Below are 16,333 nucleotides of genomic sequence, written 5' to 3'. Positions count from 1 at the left end.
CTCTCTCCTTATCTCTTATCGTGCAGATTCTCTGAACAGTCTGCTTACAATATCACATGCGGTATTGTCATTTCCGGTAAGTCCCCCTTTACCGACAACCGGGAGTCCGCTGTACTTACTGCCTACGAGGCGTCCGACATCTGTCTGTGGGATGACATAATCCATAACTTCGATACACTCTACTCCAAGCTGGTAGCATACATTTACCATGGTGTCCCCACCGGTTGTGTAAAGTCCTGCGACTTTCTCTTTTCCGACTTTCTCCAGAAGCTGTGAAACAATCATACCCAGACCTGCATTGATTCTGTTCGCGCTCATGCCACCTGCGTAGTGTCTCTTGTTGTCTTCTTCATCCAGATTCAGAAGTTCTCCATGAAGAGCTGTCTCAAAAAGGATCGCTCTTGGCTGATTGTCAGATTCCAGAAGTTCTGCCGCTTTGTTTACAGCTTTGAATACTTCATCCAGGGCAACATCACCGCCCTCAATAAGTGGAAGCGGTTCTACACTAACTCTCACATGACGAGGATCCTGACACAAGATTTCCATCTGTTTCTTTGTAACCGGAGTCGCGCTTCCTGCTGCGATCAGAACTGTCTTTCCTGCCTCATCAGCCTGCGGAGGAATATTCGGTTCCTCGGCACTGATCAGTTCTCTATAAAATGCAAGTTTTGAAGTAAACGGTCCCGGATCTACTGCAACAACATCCCATCTTAAGTTGATACATGCCTTTGCAATGTTTTCTACATCTTCCAGTGTGATTCCGTCTACGACAATCACTTCACATCCTGCTTTTTTCTGTTCTGCAAGAGCTTCTTCAATGACTTCTTCTCCTGCAAGAACTTTATCTAATGTAACCAGACCGACTTTTCTTCTTGTCTGGCCTTCCAGTAATCTTGGAATATAATTTTCTTTTACCGGAGTACGCACATCCTGTGCAACCGGCGTATTGATCAGCGCCACACCATCGATAACGGAATATCCGCCAACCAAGATTCTTCTGGACTGTGGCATAGCAGGTACTACTACTGCAACTGTACCTTCTTTCATCTGATCCAGCATTGCATCGATTTCTACACCAACACCGCCGCGAAGTGTAGTATCAATACGTTTTGAAAAATATTCAACGCCCATTTTCTTCAGAGCGATCGTTGCTGATTTTACTTTATCATAAGCTTCATTTGCAGGAAGCGGACGGCTGTTACTGCTGATCAGGATTGCATCCAGTTCATCAATTCCTTCTGTCTTCTCTGCTGCTTCTTCGTTAAAAAATACCGCTGTTCTGGCTTTGGATCTTGCAAGGAGCACACCTGTTGTTGTTGCTCCTGTCAGATCATCTGCCACTGCTCCGATTAATGGCATTTATTTACCCTCTCTTTCGTGCTGTTTTGCAGCATACTCAGCTACAACCTTCGTAGATTCGATCAGACTTACACATCCTGCGATTCCTTTTCCCGCGATATCAAATGCTGTTCCGTGATCTACAGAACTTCTGATAAACGGAAGTCCGAATGTCAGTGTTACGGATTTTTCGAAATCAAGTGTCTTACAAGCAATGTGTCCCTGATCGTGATACAGAGAAAGGATTGCATCGAATTTACCGGATTTGCCAATGTTAAATACAGAGTCAGCCGGGCAAGGTCCGATTGCATTGATTCCTTTTGCTTTTGCAGCTTCAACAGCCGGTCCGATATCTGTAAGCTCTTCTGTTCCGAATAATCCGTTGTCTCCGTTGTGTGGATTTAATCCGGCAACTGCGATCAGTGGATTCTCGATTCCGACTTTACGAAGTTCTTTATCAATGTTGATAACGTTCTCTAAGATTACGTCTTTTGTTGCATAGTGGCAAGCGTCTACCAATGACATATGACGGCTTACAAAGAACACTCTTAATTTATGGCAGGAGAACATTGTCAGCGCATATGGAGAATTTGTCTGATGCTGATAAATCTCTGTATGTCCAGGCTCTTTTACTCCGACTAATTTGATAGCTCCTTTATGGATCGGAGATGTAGAAACTGCATCTACTTTCTTAGCCATTCCAAGTTCGATAGATTTCATAACCCAGTCGATTGCCATCTGTCCTGCAAGCTTCTGCTCTTTTCCCCACTCGATAGAGTCTGTATCGTAATCTCCTGTTTCCAGAATATCGATTGTTCCAAATTCATATTTTGCTTCGGAAGGATCTGTGATCTTGTTGTATTTTAATTCTTTTCCAAGAACCTTTGCAGCTCTTTCCATGATTGCCTGACTTCCGATCACAAATGGTTTGCAGCATTCATGAATCTCTTCTGAAAGCATAGTTCCTACTACAATCTCTGGTCCGATACCTGCCGGATCTCCCATTGTAATTGCTGTAACTGGTCTGAATTTCTCGCTCATTTTTCTCTTCCTTTCGTTTTTGAATACTTTCGTTTTATGTTTTATATTTTTGTTTTGTTTTCATTTGTTGGTTTTATTTTATTACTTTCGCTTTCGTTTTTCAATAGTTTTTTATCATTTCAGTAGATTCAAACACATTTGCATTACAGTTTTTGTGAATATTTACTATTATTTGCGCCTATTCTTTCGTTTTTTTTCGTTTTTTCGTTTTGTTATTTTTTTGTCATGGATTTTGTTGCATTTTTTTCGTTTCGGATGTATAATGAAACCAACAATTTTTCATATAGAATCGAGGAGGATGACATGAAGAAAAAGTTATACTTTGGAAGTAACCTGAAAATGTACAAGCCTATCAAGGAGACTGTAGAATATCTCCAGTCACTGGTTGAACATACAAAGGACATCAGCCGTGACGAGATTGAACTGTTCATCATTCCTTCCTATACAACACTGGAAAGTGCAGTGAATAAAGTAGACCGCAATTATGTAAAAATCGGTGCACAGAATATGTGTTGGGAAGACGAAGGTCAGTTTACCGGAGAGATTTCACCGGTTATGTTAAAAGAACTCGGGCTGGATCTTGTAATGATCGGACATTCCGAGAGACGTCATGTATTCGGAGAGACAGACGTTGAAGAGAATAAGAAAGTAAAAGCCGCTCTGAATCATGGCTTCACAACTCTGCTCTGCATTGGTGAGACTGCTGAAGAGAAGAATTTCGGTATCAGCGCAGAAGTGCTCCGCACACAGTTAAAGGTCGGCTTCCACGATGTTCCGGTTTCACAGGTTCCGAATATCTGGGTTGCTTATGAGCCGGTATGGTCCATCGGTGTAAATGGAACACCTGCTTCCGCAGATTACGCAGAAGAGATGCACAAAGTTATCAAAGAGTGTCTGCAGGAGATCTTCGGTGATGCTTCTAAGGACATTCCGGTTCTGTACGGTGGAAGTGTCAATCCCGGCAATGCCAATGAACTCATTGTTCAACCATCTATTGACGGATTATTTACCGGACGTGCTGCATGGCAGGCAGACAAGTTTGACAAGCTGATCCGTGATGCAAAAGCTACTTACGAAGCAGCACAGGCATAAGTCCTTTTGCTGTTTGCTTACTTATATTATTTTTCAATTCCAAAAGAAGCTCCGTTTCACCGGTATGTGTGAAACGGGGCTTCTGCTGTTATTTCCCTATTAGTTTTTATCCACAATACAGACTTTGAATTTTGTAATTTATCCACACTGCTTTTTACTTCTCTTCACAGATATTCTCTACAAATTCACGCATTCCCTGAATGATCAGCCACACAGACGTTGCTCCTGCATCCTGGTATCCGATGGCACGTTCCATCAGTGATTTGGCGCGTCCAAATGCTGCCTGATATTTCTTCGTGTTCTCGACACCTGCTTTTGCGGCTGCCTCCGCTGCGCGCAGCATCTCGGCCAGGCTCTTTTCACTGTTTGCTTCCATTGCCTCTACTGCCGGAGCAAGTGCATCCACCATCGTCTTATCACCGACTTTCGCTTTGCCTCTCTCCTGGATTACTGCAAGGCTTTTCTTTTCCATATACGCCAGTTCTTCTGCACCGATAGCCTTCTTCGCTTCCATGCCTTTGGCACCGGCAAGATACAAGCTTCCGAAAATAACACCGGATGCGCCGCCCATTGACAGGAGCATTGCCTTTCCTGCCGCCTCGAAGAGTGCATAGACATTCTCTTCATTCTCCATGTGGGAGAGTTTTTTCTTAACTTTCTGCATGCCGCCCGCCATACCGATTCCATGGTCTCCATCACCAATGGCACTGTCTACTTCTGTCAGATATGGTTTCTTTGCAATGATCTTATCGGCAATATATAAAAGCATATTTCTTGCATCAGCCGCATTCAGTTCTTCCAGAATTCCGGCTTTGCTTCTTACAATCTCTGCCGCTTCCACGTCATTTACATCAAATTCCGGTTCTGACTTAATCTGTACATCTTCCGTCTGGCCACCGGCCGCTTCACCGGTATTTCCCGTAAGCTCTCCCTTCGCGTAATACGGACAGTAACATGGCATATCGTAGTATTTCTTCAGTTCTTCATCCAGTTTAAATAAAGTAATGGAAAATCCACCCATTTCCTGACTGGTACAATAATTGTTCAAATCTGTATCGTAAACTTTGATTCCATCTGCATCCAGAAGCTTTTTCACTTTGCGGAAAGCAATTGCAAGTTCTGTGATCGTTGTAGAACCGAGACCGTTTACAAGTACACACACTTCATCGCCCGTTTTCAAATCCGAATCGTCCAGAATTTGCTTATACATCTTCTCGGCAAGAACATCTGCATCTTCCCACGTAGTGCGCAGCACACCGCGCTCGCCGTGCAGTCCCATGCCGTATTCAATCTCGCCTTCGCCCAACGTAAATATCGGCTGTTCCACTCCCGGAAGCTGTGCAGGTGCAGTTGCAACACCAATCGTTCTTGTATTATCTCTTGCCTTCTCCGTAACTCTGACAACTTCTTCTAATTCCAGTCCTGCATCACATGCCGCTCCTGCGATCTTCACAACAAATACATCTCCTGCGATTCCACGTCGGTCCTCGATACGCTCCTGCGGTGCGGATGCTACATCATCCCACACGCGCACATGTGCTGTCTGGATTCCATCGTCATTTAAAAACTCTTCGCCCATATCAAAATTCAGATTATCTCCCGCATAGCAGCCATACACAAAAAGAACACCTTTTCCCTGCTCGACTGCCTTCGCTGTCTGGTAAATCGTGTTCGGATCGGGGGATGCAAATATATTGCCGCACGCCGCTGCATCTGCAAGGCCTTTTCCGACAAAGCCGGAAAACATCGGTTCATGTCCGCTTCCTCCACCGATCACCAGTGCCACTTTGTCTTTTCTTCTCTGTTTTAAAATCACACCGTTCACATCCGGATGTTTAACATAATATCTACTGTAAGCGCTGATATAGCCTTCCATCATCTCATCTACAACGTGTTCCGGATTATTTATAATCTTCCGCATCCTGCTGTCACCTCTTCTGTCATTATTTATATCTAAATATCTGCCGCTGCTGCTCTCTTCTGGCTGCTGCCTCTATTATGATTGTCACGTCATTATAGATTTAAAGTTAAAAGATGCCCTTACAGGCATCTTTAACAGACCATTTCTTAGTTATCTTTATTCTCAATCGCCATAATCATATCGACACGAGTCTGGTGTCTTCCACCTTCAAACTCAGCGCCAAGCCATTCATCAATGATCATCTTTGCAAGCTCAATGCCCACAACACGTGCACCAAACGCTAAAATATTTGTATTGTTGTGCTGTTTGGACAGTTTTGCAGAATACGGTTCTGAGCATACAACTGCTCTTACGCCTTTTACTTTGTTGGCAGCCAGCGAGATTCCAACTCCTGTTCCGCAGATCAGAATTCCGCAGTCTACTTCGCCGGATACAACTGCACGTCCGACTTTCTCACCAAATTCCGGATAGTTACAGCTCTCCGGTGTGTTGGTCCCATAATTGATAACTTCATATCCTTTCTCTTCCAAATACTCCATTACCTGATTCTTCATCTCTAATGCTGCATGATCGTTACCAATTCCAATTTTCATAGTATCTATCCTCTTCTTTCATTTAATTTCTTTTTATATTATAATAGTTACGGATTTAATTAGCAAGATACGAAAAGGAGAATACACTTTATGATAAAATACATCGCCAGCGATCTGGATGGAACATTACTTCAAAACGGGGCGCAGAAACCGGATAATGAAACTTTAGAACTTATCCGCCGGCTCACCGAAGTCGGAATTCATTTCATTGCCGCCAGCGGCAGACAGTATATCAATATGTACCGTATGTTTGGTCCTGTGCAGGATATGATTTCTTATGTTTCGGAAAATGGTGCCCTCGTCATGGATCAGCACAAAGCCGTCACCAAAGGCTCTCTTGACCGTGATCTTGTCCTTCGCATCACCGAATATGCCAAAGGATATCCGGCATGCAACTGCCAGCTTTCCTGCGAAAGCTGCTGTTATACCGATTCCAAAGATCCATTTTACATAAAACATATGACTGACGTTGTCCAGTATGATATGGCGGTTGTGGATAATTTAGCTGACATAAAAGAACCGTTTTTAAAGCTTGCCATGTGTGATTTCTCCGGCAAAGGAACTTCCGCAATTGAGCCTTTCTTCCGCAAGGAATTTGGTGATGAGATTAAGATCGTCACTTCCGGGAACGAGTGGATTGATTTTGTCGCACCGGATATTAATAAAGGAACTGCTCTTGAAAAACTGGTACATTATCTTGGATTTGATATGTCTGAAGGAATTGCTTTCGGCGATCAGTTTAACGATATCGAAATGCTTCAGATGGCAGGCGACAGTTATGCACTTTCCGGATGCGCGCCGGGCGTTGAAGCTTATGCGAATCACATGACAGATTCCGTGCAGGAAGTACTGAAGAAAGTGCTTGCTGAATTATAAAGACTACTTTACAACAAAAAAGCACCGCCCCATAACCGATACAAATCAGCTATGAAACGATGCTCTTTCTTATGTATAAATTATACCGCTCTCAATAACTTGTCCTAAGAGTTCTTCTTACTCTTCCGGAACAATGATCAGATCTTTTGTGAAGTCATTCAGAACTTCGCATCCGTCTTCTGTGATGATTACAAGGTCTTCGATACGAACACCGATGTTCTCATCCGGAAGATAGATTCCCGGTTCAACTGAGAAGCACTGTCCAACCTGGATGATATCTGTATTTACAGAAGATACATCACCAAACTCGTGGTCTTCCAGTCCGATAGAATGACCTGTTCTGTGTGTGAAGTACTCTCCGAAGCCTTTCTCCTCGATGTAATTTCTTGCAGCAAGATCAACGTCGCACATTCTTGCGCCCGGTTTTGCAGCTTCGATACCACGTCTGTTAGCTTCTACTACGATATCATAGATCTCTTTTGCACGATCGGAAACTTCTCCGATGAAGACAGTTCTTGTCATATCAGATGCATAGTTGTCTTTGAATCCACCGATATCAAGGATTACGCAATCTCCGCGTTTTCCTTTGGAATCATCTGTTACATGATGTGGATCTGCTGCTCCGTGTCCATAAGCTGTGATCGGATCAAAAGATACATCCTCACATCCTAATTCTTTGTAGATCTCACGCATCTTAGCGTTCAGTTCTTTCTCTGTCAGACCTTTTGATACCCAAGGAATGATCTTCTCCATAGCAACATCGTTGATCTTAGAAGATTTTCTCATTAAATCCTGCTCTTTTTCATCTTTGATCATACGGATATAATCGATGATCGGAGAACCATTGACAAATTTGCTTCCTCCGCCAAGTTCCTGCAGACGGATTAAGAATTTGGATGGCCATGTCTTGTCAATACCCATGGTCTTGTCTTTCTCTACATATTTGCTTAAGATCTCTACTCCGTCCTCAATATCATCATAATAAATGATATCTACTCCGAGATCTCCTTCCTGTGGAAACAGTTTGTTGATTACAAACTTATGATTTCCATTCACATTCAGATACAGTGCTAAAAGTCTCTCTCCCGGGAAGATCCATCTACCTGTCAGATAAAAAATCGCAACCGGATCGGATACGATCATCTGTGGTACATCATGCTCCTCCATTGATTTTAATACTCTTGTTACTTTTCCCTGATCCATTGTCTGTCCCAGCCTTTCTATTTATTTATAGACATTTTAAATCGGCAGTGAAACACTACCGATTTAATTTTGATTACATTATATGCTTTTCCATAACAAAAGTCAAATTTGTCAGACGATTTTTTGTATCATCTTCTTTTTATTATACTTTTATTTCCCGTATACTCTTAATCTGCTGATCTGCTTTCGATATATCCTGCATTCCGGAAGTCGGATTGTCATATCCGTAGCAGAAAATGCCTGCTGCCTTCGCAGCTTCGATTCCCGCACGGGAATCTTCTACTGCCACAGCTTCTTCTGCATTCACTCCGGTAAGTTCAAGCACTTTCAGATATACATCCGGTGCCGGTTTCTTCTTCGGTATCTCATCTCCGGAAACCGTCACATCAAACTGCTCTGCAATTCCCAGAAGCCTGAGCGAATCATCTACAAGAATACGGGTAGATGAGGAAGCAAGCGCAATTCCCATTCCTTTTTCCTTCGCATCCATTATCAATTCTACCAGCCCGTCCGATGGCTTTACATCATTCTCTTCGATTTGCTTTGCCACCAGGTGATACTGCTCTTTTTCCAGTGCGTAAGGCTCTCCCTCAATCTGATAAATCTCGATTACCTTCCGCCAGAATCCGCTGGATGATTTACCCACGGCTTCCGGCATCTTCTCATCCGGAATGATCCCATATTTCTTAAACATCATCTGCCTTGCATTCTCATGCAGTGGCTCGCTGTCTAAGATCACTCCATCCATATCAAAAATGATTAATCTTGCATCTTGTTTCCCCATAATTCTATCCTCAGTCTCCATCCTTCTTATTATCATTGTTTCCTGCACATTTTTTAGAACTGTGTCGCTTATTATTTTACATTTTTTATTTGATCTGTGCAAGTGCCGCAAACTGCGATTTCAAACTTTGATAAGAATCCAGATAGATCTGATATAACTCTTTATATATCGGTATCCATTCTTCCACCGGCTCTACAATTTTCTTAATCTGTAATGCCGCCCTTGATGCGTCTTCCGGTGTCTTGTACTCGCCCATAAATGCTGCATTCATGTAGCCGAGTCCACCCGGTGCTCCAAGATTTACTGACGGTATCTTGATCTCCTGGCCGATGACAGATGCCTTGATCTTCAGCCAGATATCACTCTTGCTACAACCACCGCAGCAGATGAAATCGCGAATTGGGATTCCTGTCTTGACCGCCTGATCCAGATTATCCTGCAGTGCAAAACTGGTGCCTTCCATAACCGCACGTAACATTTCCGCACGGGTTGTATTCATATTCAGCCCCATAAAAGTTCCTCTTGCATTCGGATCCCAGATTGGTGCACGCTCTCCTGCCATATAAGGGAGGAAAATAAGTCCTGTCGGATTTTTTGCACCGGCTTCGATTTCTTTATTTATTCTCGGATAAGCGTCATTTTGCGGTGTCTCGCCGCCGTACAACGCATCGCGAAACCACTTCAGTGAACCGCCGGCTGTATTCATAGCACCGAATAAAATGGTTGTGTTCTCTTTCACACCACGAAGATAAGAAAGCTCATTACATGTCACAAGTCCGTCAAATCCAAACATGACAACAGAACTTGTTCCTGTCATCTCTGCAATGCTTCCATCTCCGTAAACGCCTACTTCCAGGGCTGCTGCCGATGCATCTACTGCACCACCTAAAACAACCGTCTTCGTAGAAAGTCCGGTCTCTTCTGCTGCTTTCTTTGATACATGTCCAATGACATCCATACAGTCATAAATATCCGGCATGATCTTCGTATCTCCGCCAATCGCTTCAAATAATTCTTCGCTCCAACAGTTGTTATGCACATCGTAAAGCTGTGTCAATGATGCATGTGTCGCATCAATGGAAAATACTTCTGTCAGTTTATAATTGATATAACCATTCACCTGAAGAATCTTATGACATTTCTTCATCATATCCGGATGGTTACGTAAAAACCACATAAGCTCTGTCAGCGTAAAATACGTGTCCAGACGGTTGCCGGTGATTTCATACACCTTCTTCGTACCGATCTTCTCTTCTAATATTTCTAATTCTTTGGTGCTTCTCCGATCCATCCAGATCAACGCATCGTGCAGCGGCTCGCCTTCTTTTGTCATAGGAAGAACTGCCGGTGCCTGACTGCTGACAGAGATTACTTTAATATCTTCTGGGGCAATCCTGCTCTCGGTGAGAATAGACCTTATGGACTCTGCGACGCCCTTCCACCAGTCTTCCGGATTCTGTTGTGCCCATGATGCCTTCGGAAGCAGTGTCTTGTACTCTCTTCCAGCTTCTGCTACGACCTGTACACCCTCGCCAAAGAGAATACATTTTACCGTAGTCGTTCCTATATCAATTCCAATGGAATATTTCACCTTGAACGCCTCCCCTCTACTTCAATACCTCCGGATTGCAGATGAATTTCGGCTGCTCATGTGCCAGAATTTTCTTAACATCCGTAAGCACGATTTCTGTCTGATGTCCAACAATATCTCTTGCTGATCCTGCAAGATGCGGTGTCAGAACAACATTTCTCAGAGATAGGATCTTATCTCCTGCCGGAATAGGTTCAACCGGATATACATCCAGACCTGCTCCGGCAATCTTTTTTTCTTTTAATGCATCGTATAATGCGTCATAGTCCAGAACTTTCGCACGTGCTGTATTTACAAAGTAGGCTGTAGGTTTCATAAGTGCGATCTTCTCTCTGCTGATCAGTCCGACTGTCTCCGGAACAACATTACAGTTTACACTGATGAAATCAGCTTCTTTCATAACTGTATCCAAATCTACTTTCTTGGCATCCAGATAATCCATCTGCTCCTGTGATACATATGGATCATAAATGATCAGGTTCATGCCAAGTGCATGTGCTCTCTTTGCAACTTCTCGACCGATCATACCGAAACCGATCTGTCCAAATGTCTTGCCATACATCTCCGGTCCGCCGCCATATAATGCGAAAGGTGCATCCGGATCCATGGACCACTCAGACATTGTCTCAGCACGCTTTCCACCGTTGTCGTGATACTGTACATTTGTAAGCTGGTCTGTATATTTTAACAGATGATCTGTTAAACTCATGTTCTTGGATACACACATCAGAAGTGCGATCGTGTGCTCAGCAACAGCAATTGCATTTCTTCCACCGGCTCTTAATACCGGAATTCCTTTTGCTGTAGCAGCTTCGATATCAATACTTGCAAATGCTTCGTTACGGCAGCATACGATAATCTTTAATTTTTCTGCTGCATCAATAACTTCTTTTGTAATATCTTCAAATTCGGAGATCAGAAGTTCCACGTCTTTAATTTTCTCTTTCATCTCCGGTACCGGCATCTTAATTCCGGTTACACCATATCCTGCGAACTCATAATCTGTAGTGATTGTTTCCAGCATATCTGTGTAGTTTTTATCAAATCTTGCTGTAATTAATGTTTTCATTGGTCATATCTCCTTTTTTTACATCCATCTCTGCTTAAATAGCGCCGGGAGCTTTAAAGCCCCCGGTTATCATGCCTGTAAACAGCTTATTTCTGTCCGTATTTGTGAAGGAAGAAATCATGGAAGAATGCAATATCTTCATCGGAGATCTGTACCGGTCCACCGATAGACTGTACATTGATATATACCATAGCTGCTTTTTCCAGAACCTGCGATCCTGTTAATGCTTCGGAAAGGTTTCTTCCGATTGTAATCTCTCCATGGTTAGCGATAAGAGCTCCTGTACGATCTTTTAAAGCTTCTACAACTGTCTTAGCCATCTCCTGTGATCCTGGCATTGTGTAGTCTGCAACACGGACATCTCCACCAAGAATCTGTACCTGGTCATCGCAGATCGGAGGAATTGGTTTTCTTGCTGTAGCCATTACCAGTGCGTAATTAGAATGTGTATGTACGATACCGTTCATTTCCGGTCTGTCTTTGAAAATAGCTGCGTGGATCGGTGTTTCTACAGATGGTTTTAATCTTCCTTCATATTCCAGAGTGTTCATATTTACAAGAACCATATCTTCCGGACATAAGCGATCATAATCCATTCCTGAAGGTGTGATTACCATATATTCATCATCTACACGAGCGGAAATATTTCCCCATGTTCCTGCTACCAGTCCGCTGTGGTACATTTTCTTAGCTGTTTCACATACTTCAATCTGTGCTACTGTCACTTTGTCTCTGTTCATTTTCATTTCCTCCTTAACCCTTTAAGATCCTTCTTTTTCATTTTATTTTTAAGATGCCTGCCCATGCAGGCACCTTAAAGTTCTTCTTAGTATCTGTACTGATATAATAAATGTTCGCCGTTCAGGAATCTTCGAACGTCAGATACAATCTGTTTTGTATGATTTACAAGTACGTCATTTGTTGCTCCTGCAATATGCGGTGTAATTACAACGTTATCCAGCTCTGTTACATATGGATGGTTGCTTGCGATCGGCTCACTTGCATATACGTCAAATGCTGCTCCCGCGATTCTCTTCTCACGAAGTGCTTCGATGAGTGCTTCTTCATCCAAGATCGCTCCTCTGGAAGCGTTGATGAAATATGCAGTTGGTTTCATCAGTGCGATTCTTTCTTTACTAATGATTCCGGTTGTCTCCGGTGTAACTTTCATATGGCATGTAATGAAATCAGACTCTTTCATCAGTTCTTCTACTGTATTGACTTTGCGGATACCGATTTCCTCAATGTCAACTTCTCCCTGATATGGATCGTAGATCAGAAGCTGCATGCCAAATGCTCTTGCGATATGACCTACACGTCTTCCGATACTTCCGTATCCGAGGATACCAAGAGATTTACCTTTTAACTGCGTACCTTTAAATACCATGTAAGGTGCATCCATCTTCATATCCCAGATAACGTCTGCTTTCAGTCCTTCTTTTGTTGTCTTATGTGCATCCGGGTTGCCGGTATATTTTCCTTCTTTTAATGCTTTGTATGCCATCGGAATCTTTCTTGCGATAGAAAGCATCAGACCGATTGTCATCTCTGCTGTGGAATCTGAGTTTCTTCCAGGTGTATACAGAACCGGGATTCCTCTTTCTTTTGCAGCTGCCATATCAACATTTACCGGCGTTGCTCTTGTGCATGCGATCAGTTTCAGATTCGGTGCACCTTCGATAACTCTTCTTGTAATATCATCATAACTTGTGATGATAATGTCTGCATCTTTTGTCTTCTTTACAAGCTCGTCCTCTTCCATCTTCGGAAGTCCGAGTGCCCATCCGTCCAGCACGACATCGCCCATCTCATATAATGGCTTTAATTCTTCTTCATTGTACTCTGCGGTAAAAAATATTTTCATTTCTCTAATCCTCCTTGATTGCCTGAATTTTCTTATTCATCTGGTGTCTGTAGTCCCAGATCTGTTGATTGTGAATCCGTACCTGTCTGAAAAGTTCATATAACAGATCGTATTTTTCTGTACGTTTCAGATTCGGTTCGTATGTCTGTTTAAATACACAAGCTTTCTCTACCGCCTCCTCATAAGACCTGTATATTCCAAGTTTCACACCTGCGATCAGCGCAACACCTTTTGCACCAAGTTCTTTTCCTGCAGGGATCATAACTTTCATTCCCATTACATCTGCAATCATCTGTGCCCATACCGGACTCTTTGCTCCGCCACCGGCAAGATATAAAGTCGCATGTTTATCTACATTCTGCAGACAGTCGCGGATAGAAAGACTTAAGCCTTCATATACTGCCCGGATCAGTTGTTCTCTCGTTGTAACCTGGCTGATTCCGAAGAAGCTTGCTCTTGCATATGGATGATAAAACGGAGCTCTCTCTCCCGCCACGCTGATGTACGGATGATAAACGACTCCGCCGCAGCCTACCGGCACGCTTTCTACCATTTTATCAATCTCAGTGAAATCTTTTGTATTTGAAATATTCTGAAGCATCCAGTCAATGTTTGGTGTGCCGTTCAGTGTCGGCTGTAATTCTACATACAATTCTTTGATCGGATGTTTTTCGTATCTGGAATTCTCTGCTCCAAAATCGCAGTCTTCCTTGCGCATAACCATCTCACTGGCACATGTTGTGCCGAGGATGACGCAGGCATCTTTCTCATGGATCGCACCAAGTCCGATTGCTGTTGCTGATGTATCCAGTGCTCCGGCAACGACCGGTGTACCTTTGGCAAGTCCGGTCTCTTCTGCCACGCTGTTAAGGATTGTTCCGACTACTTCATCTGAATCCACCGGATCCGGAAGGTAATCACGATATTCAAAAATATCTAATTCTTTCATCAGATCTTCTGCAATCTTACCGGTCTGTGCATCGATCAGGGAAGTGAAACTGTCGGTGATCTCTGTTCCGATCTTGCCGGTCAGATTATAACGGATCCAGTCTTTACAGAATAATATCTTATACCCCTTATCCAGCACATCTTTGCGATGAGACTTCATCCACCGCAGAAGCATCATCTGATTGCCAAGAAGCGGCGGGGTTCCGGTTGTCCGGTGATAAAGTTTACCGATCTCAGGATGTTCTTCCGTGATCTTATGTACTTCTGCAACTGCACGTCCGTCACACCAGAGAATTGCATTCTGCAATGGCTTTCCTTCTTTGTCGATCAGCCAGCATCCTTCTCCCTGTCCGGTAACTCCGATGCCTTTGATATCTTCTGCTGCAACTACTTTTGAATCCATCAGTTCTGTAATGCAGGCTTTGACTTTTTCCCATACGATTGTCATATCCTGTTCTTCATTGTTCCCACCGTCGTTGATCGTCTCGCTCACACGGCTTGCAACCTGTATCTCTGTACCTTTCTCATCGAACAGGACTGCCTTGACATTTGACGTTCCGACATCAATTCCCATAATATAATCCATGCTTTATCACTCCTCTTCTTTTACGATCTCAAGAATCTCTCTTGCCGTCGTTTCATCTGTAATCAATGTATCTATACAATTCGTACGAAGAGCTGCTTTGATTGCCTGCACTTTCTTGGCACCACATGCTACAAGAATTACATTTGGAATTCCCTTCAGGCATTCTACATTGGCACTCAGCAAACGATCTGACAATGGACAATTATCCCAGGATCCGTCTTCTCTGATTGGATTCATTGCAATATCTCCAATAAATCCCTCTGCACGGAGCATCTGTATATCTTCCTTTGTAATATGTCCTCTTGTGCACATCGTAGACTGCTCTGTTAATTCACCAACTCCAAGTACCGCTATATTGCACTTCTTCATTAACTCAAAAGAAGCTTTGATACTTCTCTCCTGCATCAGCATCTTCTTTGTATCTTCATGCTCTACAACCACCGGCGCATATAACATATAACTTGCACAGTCCAGCTTGTTCGCAAGATTTCGTGCGATCTCATCAGACTTTTCAACCTTCTGTTCTATATTCTGCGCTCCCATAAGCTGTACAACCCGGCATTCGCTTCTCTTGTGATAAACCATCTGATCTACAACCTCTGCCAGTGTGTGTCCCCAGGAAACTCCTACTGTGTCTCCCTGCTGAATTTTATCCTCCATATACTGGGCCGCTACGTTTGCTACTTTATATATTGCTGTATCTCTCTCGCCATAATCACTGGCTACAATCACCTGTTTTAAAGTATAGGCTTCTTCCAGCTTACACTCCAACTCAATATTATCTCTTTCGTAGCCTTGGATACTGATATTTACAATTCCAAGATCCATCAGCGAATTGATGATCTGATTCACTTTCTGTCTTGTGAAGGAAAGACGTTTTGCAATCTCATCTTGTGTCATTCCCAGGGTGTAATACCAATATGCAATCTTTATATATACATCTTCTCTCATATATCTCTCCTTGGTTACATTTGTAATTTTATATTACATTTGTATTTAGTATAGCATTTTTTATGCTTTTGTCAATAGTTCTCGGACATATAAGATGGCACTTTTTTGCCTTAAATACGCCATTTTTCAAGCTTTTCATGACACTTTTTTCACAATTCTAAAAGAAGCCGGAAGATGAGTCTTGCTCTCTATCTCCCGGCTTCTTTTAAGCTATCTCAGAACTGTCTTTCCGATGTATGATAGTTCCTTATGCTGTTTAGGTCTAAAAATGCCATACAAATTGTTTCGTACTTCGTACTCCCACAATTCTGCCCTACATTCGCATATCGTGAAGCTTACGATCCACTTTTATGCCCATATTCGGGGCGGAGCACTAAGTCATAAAACCTCTCACATGCAAGCACACCATGGTTTCAGACTTGTGCCCCTGGCATCTTATAATAGTTCGCTGATTCCGTCCGCCATTGCGCTGAGGA

The 16,333-nt window shown here is 43.0% G+C and carries 14 protein-coding genes; 2 read left to right on the top strand and 12 right to left on the bottom strand.

Annotated features, from left to right (window positions below; translation table 11 throughout):
* Positions 1-15 precede the first annotated feature (15 nt).
* Both DXC04_RS07060 and pdxA read right to left on the bottom strand, forming a co-directional pair.
* Positions 16-1,359, bottom strand: coding sequence for a four-carbon acid sugar kinase family protein (locus tag DXC04_RS07060; RefSeq protein ID WP_118660592.1), 1,344 nt, complete (start codon positions 1,357-1,359; stop codon positions 16-18).
* On the bottom strand, positions 1,360-2,379 hold the full coding sequence (gene pdxA, locus DXC04_RS07055) for a 4-hydroxythreonine-4-phosphate dehydrogenase PdxA (protein WP_021860154.1): 1,020 nt from the start codon (positions 2,377-2,379) through the stop codon (positions 1,360-1,362).
* 303 nt (positions 2,380-2,682) lie between these two features.
* On the opposite strand from pdxA, the gene DXC04_RS07050 reads away from it, so the two are divergent.
* Positions 2,683-3,471, top strand: coding sequence for a triose-phosphate isomerase (locus DXC04_RS07050; protein WP_117537763.1), 789 nt, complete (start codon positions 2,683-2,685; stop codon positions 3,469-3,471).
* Between the two features lie 154 nt (positions 3,472-3,625).
* On the opposite strand, the gene dhaL is transcribed toward DXC04_RS07050, so the two are convergent.
* On the bottom strand, positions 3,626-5,392 hold the full coding sequence (dhaL, locus tag DXC04_RS07045; RefSeq protein WP_118660590.1) for a dihydroxyacetone kinase subunit DhaL: 1,767 nt from the start codon (positions 5,390-5,392) through the stop codon (positions 3,626-3,628).
* Positions 5,393-5,538: 146 nt separating this feature from the next.
* The gene (gene rpiB, locus DXC04_RS07040) at positions 5,539-5,985 is read right to left on the bottom strand and encodes a ribose 5-phosphate isomerase B (RefSeq protein WP_021860151.1); all 447 of its coding nucleotides are present in this window, start codon (positions 5,983-5,985) and stop codon (positions 5,539-5,541) included.
* A gap of 90 nt (positions 5,986-6,075) precedes the next feature.
* On the opposite strand from rpiB, the gene DXC04_RS07035 reads away from it, so the two are divergent.
* A complete protein-coding gene (locus DXC04_RS07035; protein ID WP_118288342.1) occupies positions 6,076-6,861 on the top strand; it encodes a Cof-type HAD-IIB family hydrolase in 786 nt (261 codons plus the stop codon).
* Between the two features lie 117 nt (positions 6,862-6,978).
* On the opposite strand, the gene DXC04_RS07030 is transcribed toward DXC04_RS07035, so the two are convergent.
* The 8 genes from DXC04_RS07030 to DXC04_RS06995 all read right to left on the bottom strand — a co-directional run bounded on the left by DXC04_RS07030 (position 6,979) and on the right by DXC04_RS06995 (position 15,857).
* Positions 6,979-8,064: a M24 family metallopeptidase gene (locus DXC04_RS07030; protein ID WP_118660588.1), complete on the bottom strand. Its 1,086-nt coding sequence runs from the start codon at positions 8,062-8,064 to the stop codon at positions 6,979-6,981.
* A gap of 142 nt (positions 8,065-8,206) precedes the next feature.
* Complete coding sequence (locus DXC04_RS07025) at positions 8,207-8,848, bottom strand: HAD family hydrolase (protein ID WP_118660586.1); 642 nt, start codon at positions 8,846-8,848, stop codon at positions 8,207-8,209.
* Positions 8,849-8,933: 85 nt separating this feature from the next.
* Positions 8,934-10,439, bottom strand: coding sequence for a xylulokinase (locus tag DXC04_RS07020; protein WP_118660584.1), 1,506 nt, complete (start codon positions 10,437-10,439; stop codon positions 8,934-8,936).
* 16 nt (positions 10,440-10,455) lie between these two features.
* Positions 10,456-11,508 carry a 2-hydroxyacid dehydrogenase gene (locus DXC04_RS07015; RefSeq protein WP_117537758.1) on the bottom strand — a complete coding sequence of 351 codons (1,053 nt, stop codon included), beginning with the start codon at positions 11,506-11,508 and terminating at the stop codon, positions 10,456-10,458.
* Positions 11,509-11,594: 86 nt separating this feature from the next.
* Entirely contained in the window at positions 11,595-12,248 is a 654-nt protein-coding gene (locus tag DXC04_RS07010; RefSeq protein ID WP_021860145.1) for a class II aldolase/adducin family protein, read from the bottom strand.
* Between the two features lie 86 nt (positions 12,249-12,334).
* Positions 12,335-13,372 (bottom strand): 2-hydroxyacid dehydrogenase, encoded by a 1,038-nt coding sequence (locus DXC04_RS07005; RefSeq protein ID WP_021860144.1) that lies wholly within the window; start codon positions 13,370-13,372, stop codon positions 12,335-12,337.
* A gap of 4 nt (positions 13,373-13,376) precedes the next feature.
* Positions 13,377-14,906 carry an FGGY-family carbohydrate kinase gene (locus DXC04_RS07000; protein ID WP_021860143.1) on the bottom strand — a complete coding sequence of 510 codons (1,530 nt, stop codon included), beginning with the start codon at positions 14,904-14,906 and terminating at the stop codon, positions 13,377-13,379.
* A gap of 6 nt (positions 14,907-14,912) precedes the next feature.
* Complete coding sequence (locus DXC04_RS06995) at positions 14,913-15,857, bottom strand: sugar-binding transcriptional regulator (protein WP_118660582.1); 945 nt, start codon at positions 15,855-15,857, stop codon at positions 14,913-14,915.
* Positions 15,858-16,333 lie beyond the last annotated feature (476 nt).

Origin of the sequence: Dorea sp. OM07-5, assembly GCF_003481355.1 — a bacterium.
In the GTDB taxonomy this organism is placed as follows: Bacteria; Bacillota; Clostridia; order Lachnospirales; family Lachnospiraceae; genus Dorea_D; species Dorea_D hominis.
This window is presented reverse-complemented; position numbering and strand designations above follow the sequence as displayed.

Coding starts and splice junctions, on each gene's coding strand:
- DXC04_RS07060 (WP_118660592.1), bottom strand. CDS start 1,359: ATGCCATTAATCGGAGCAGTGGCAGATGATCTGACAGGAGCAACAACA.
- pdxA (WP_021860154.1), bottom strand. CDS start 2,379: ATGAGCGAGAAATTCAGACCAGTTACAGCAATTACAATGGGAGATCCG.
- DXC04_RS07050 (WP_117537763.1), top strand. CDS start 2,683: ATGAAGAAAAAGTTATACTTTGGAAGTAACCTGAAAATGTACAAGCCT.
- dhaL (WP_118660590.1), bottom strand. CDS start 5,392: ATGCGGAAGATTATAAATAATCCGGAACACGTTGTAGATGAGATGATG.
- rpiB (WP_021860151.1), bottom strand. CDS start 5,985: ATGAAAATTGGAATTGGTAACGATCATGCAGCATTAGAGATGAAGAAT.
- DXC04_RS07035 (WP_118288342.1), top strand. CDS start 6,076: ATGATAAAATACATCGCCAGCGATCTGGATGGAACATTACTTCAAAAC.
- DXC04_RS07030 (WP_118660588.1), bottom strand. CDS start 8,064: ATGGATCAGGGAAAAGTAACAAGAGTATTAAAATCAATGGAGGAGCAT.
- DXC04_RS07025 (WP_118660586.1), bottom strand. CDS start 8,848: ATGGGGAAACAAGATGCAAGATTAATCATTTTTGATATGGATGGAGTG.
- DXC04_RS07015 (WP_117537758.1), bottom strand. CDS start 11,508: ATGAAAACATTAATTACAGCAAGATTTGATAAAAACTACACAGATATG.
- DXC04_RS07010 (WP_021860145.1), bottom strand. CDS start 12,248: ATGAACAGAGACAAAGTGACAGTAGCACAGATTGAAGTATGTGAAACA.
- DXC04_RS07005 (WP_021860144.1), bottom strand. CDS start 13,372: ATGAAAATATTTTTTACCGCAGAGTACAATGAAGAAGAATTAAAGCCA.
- DXC04_RS07000 (WP_021860143.1), bottom strand. CDS start 14,906: ATGGATTATATTATGGGAATTGATGTCGGAACGTCAAATGTCAAGGCA.
- DXC04_RS06995 (WP_118660582.1), bottom strand. CDS start 15,857: ATGAGAGAAGATGTATATATAAAGATTGCATATTGGTATTACACCCTG.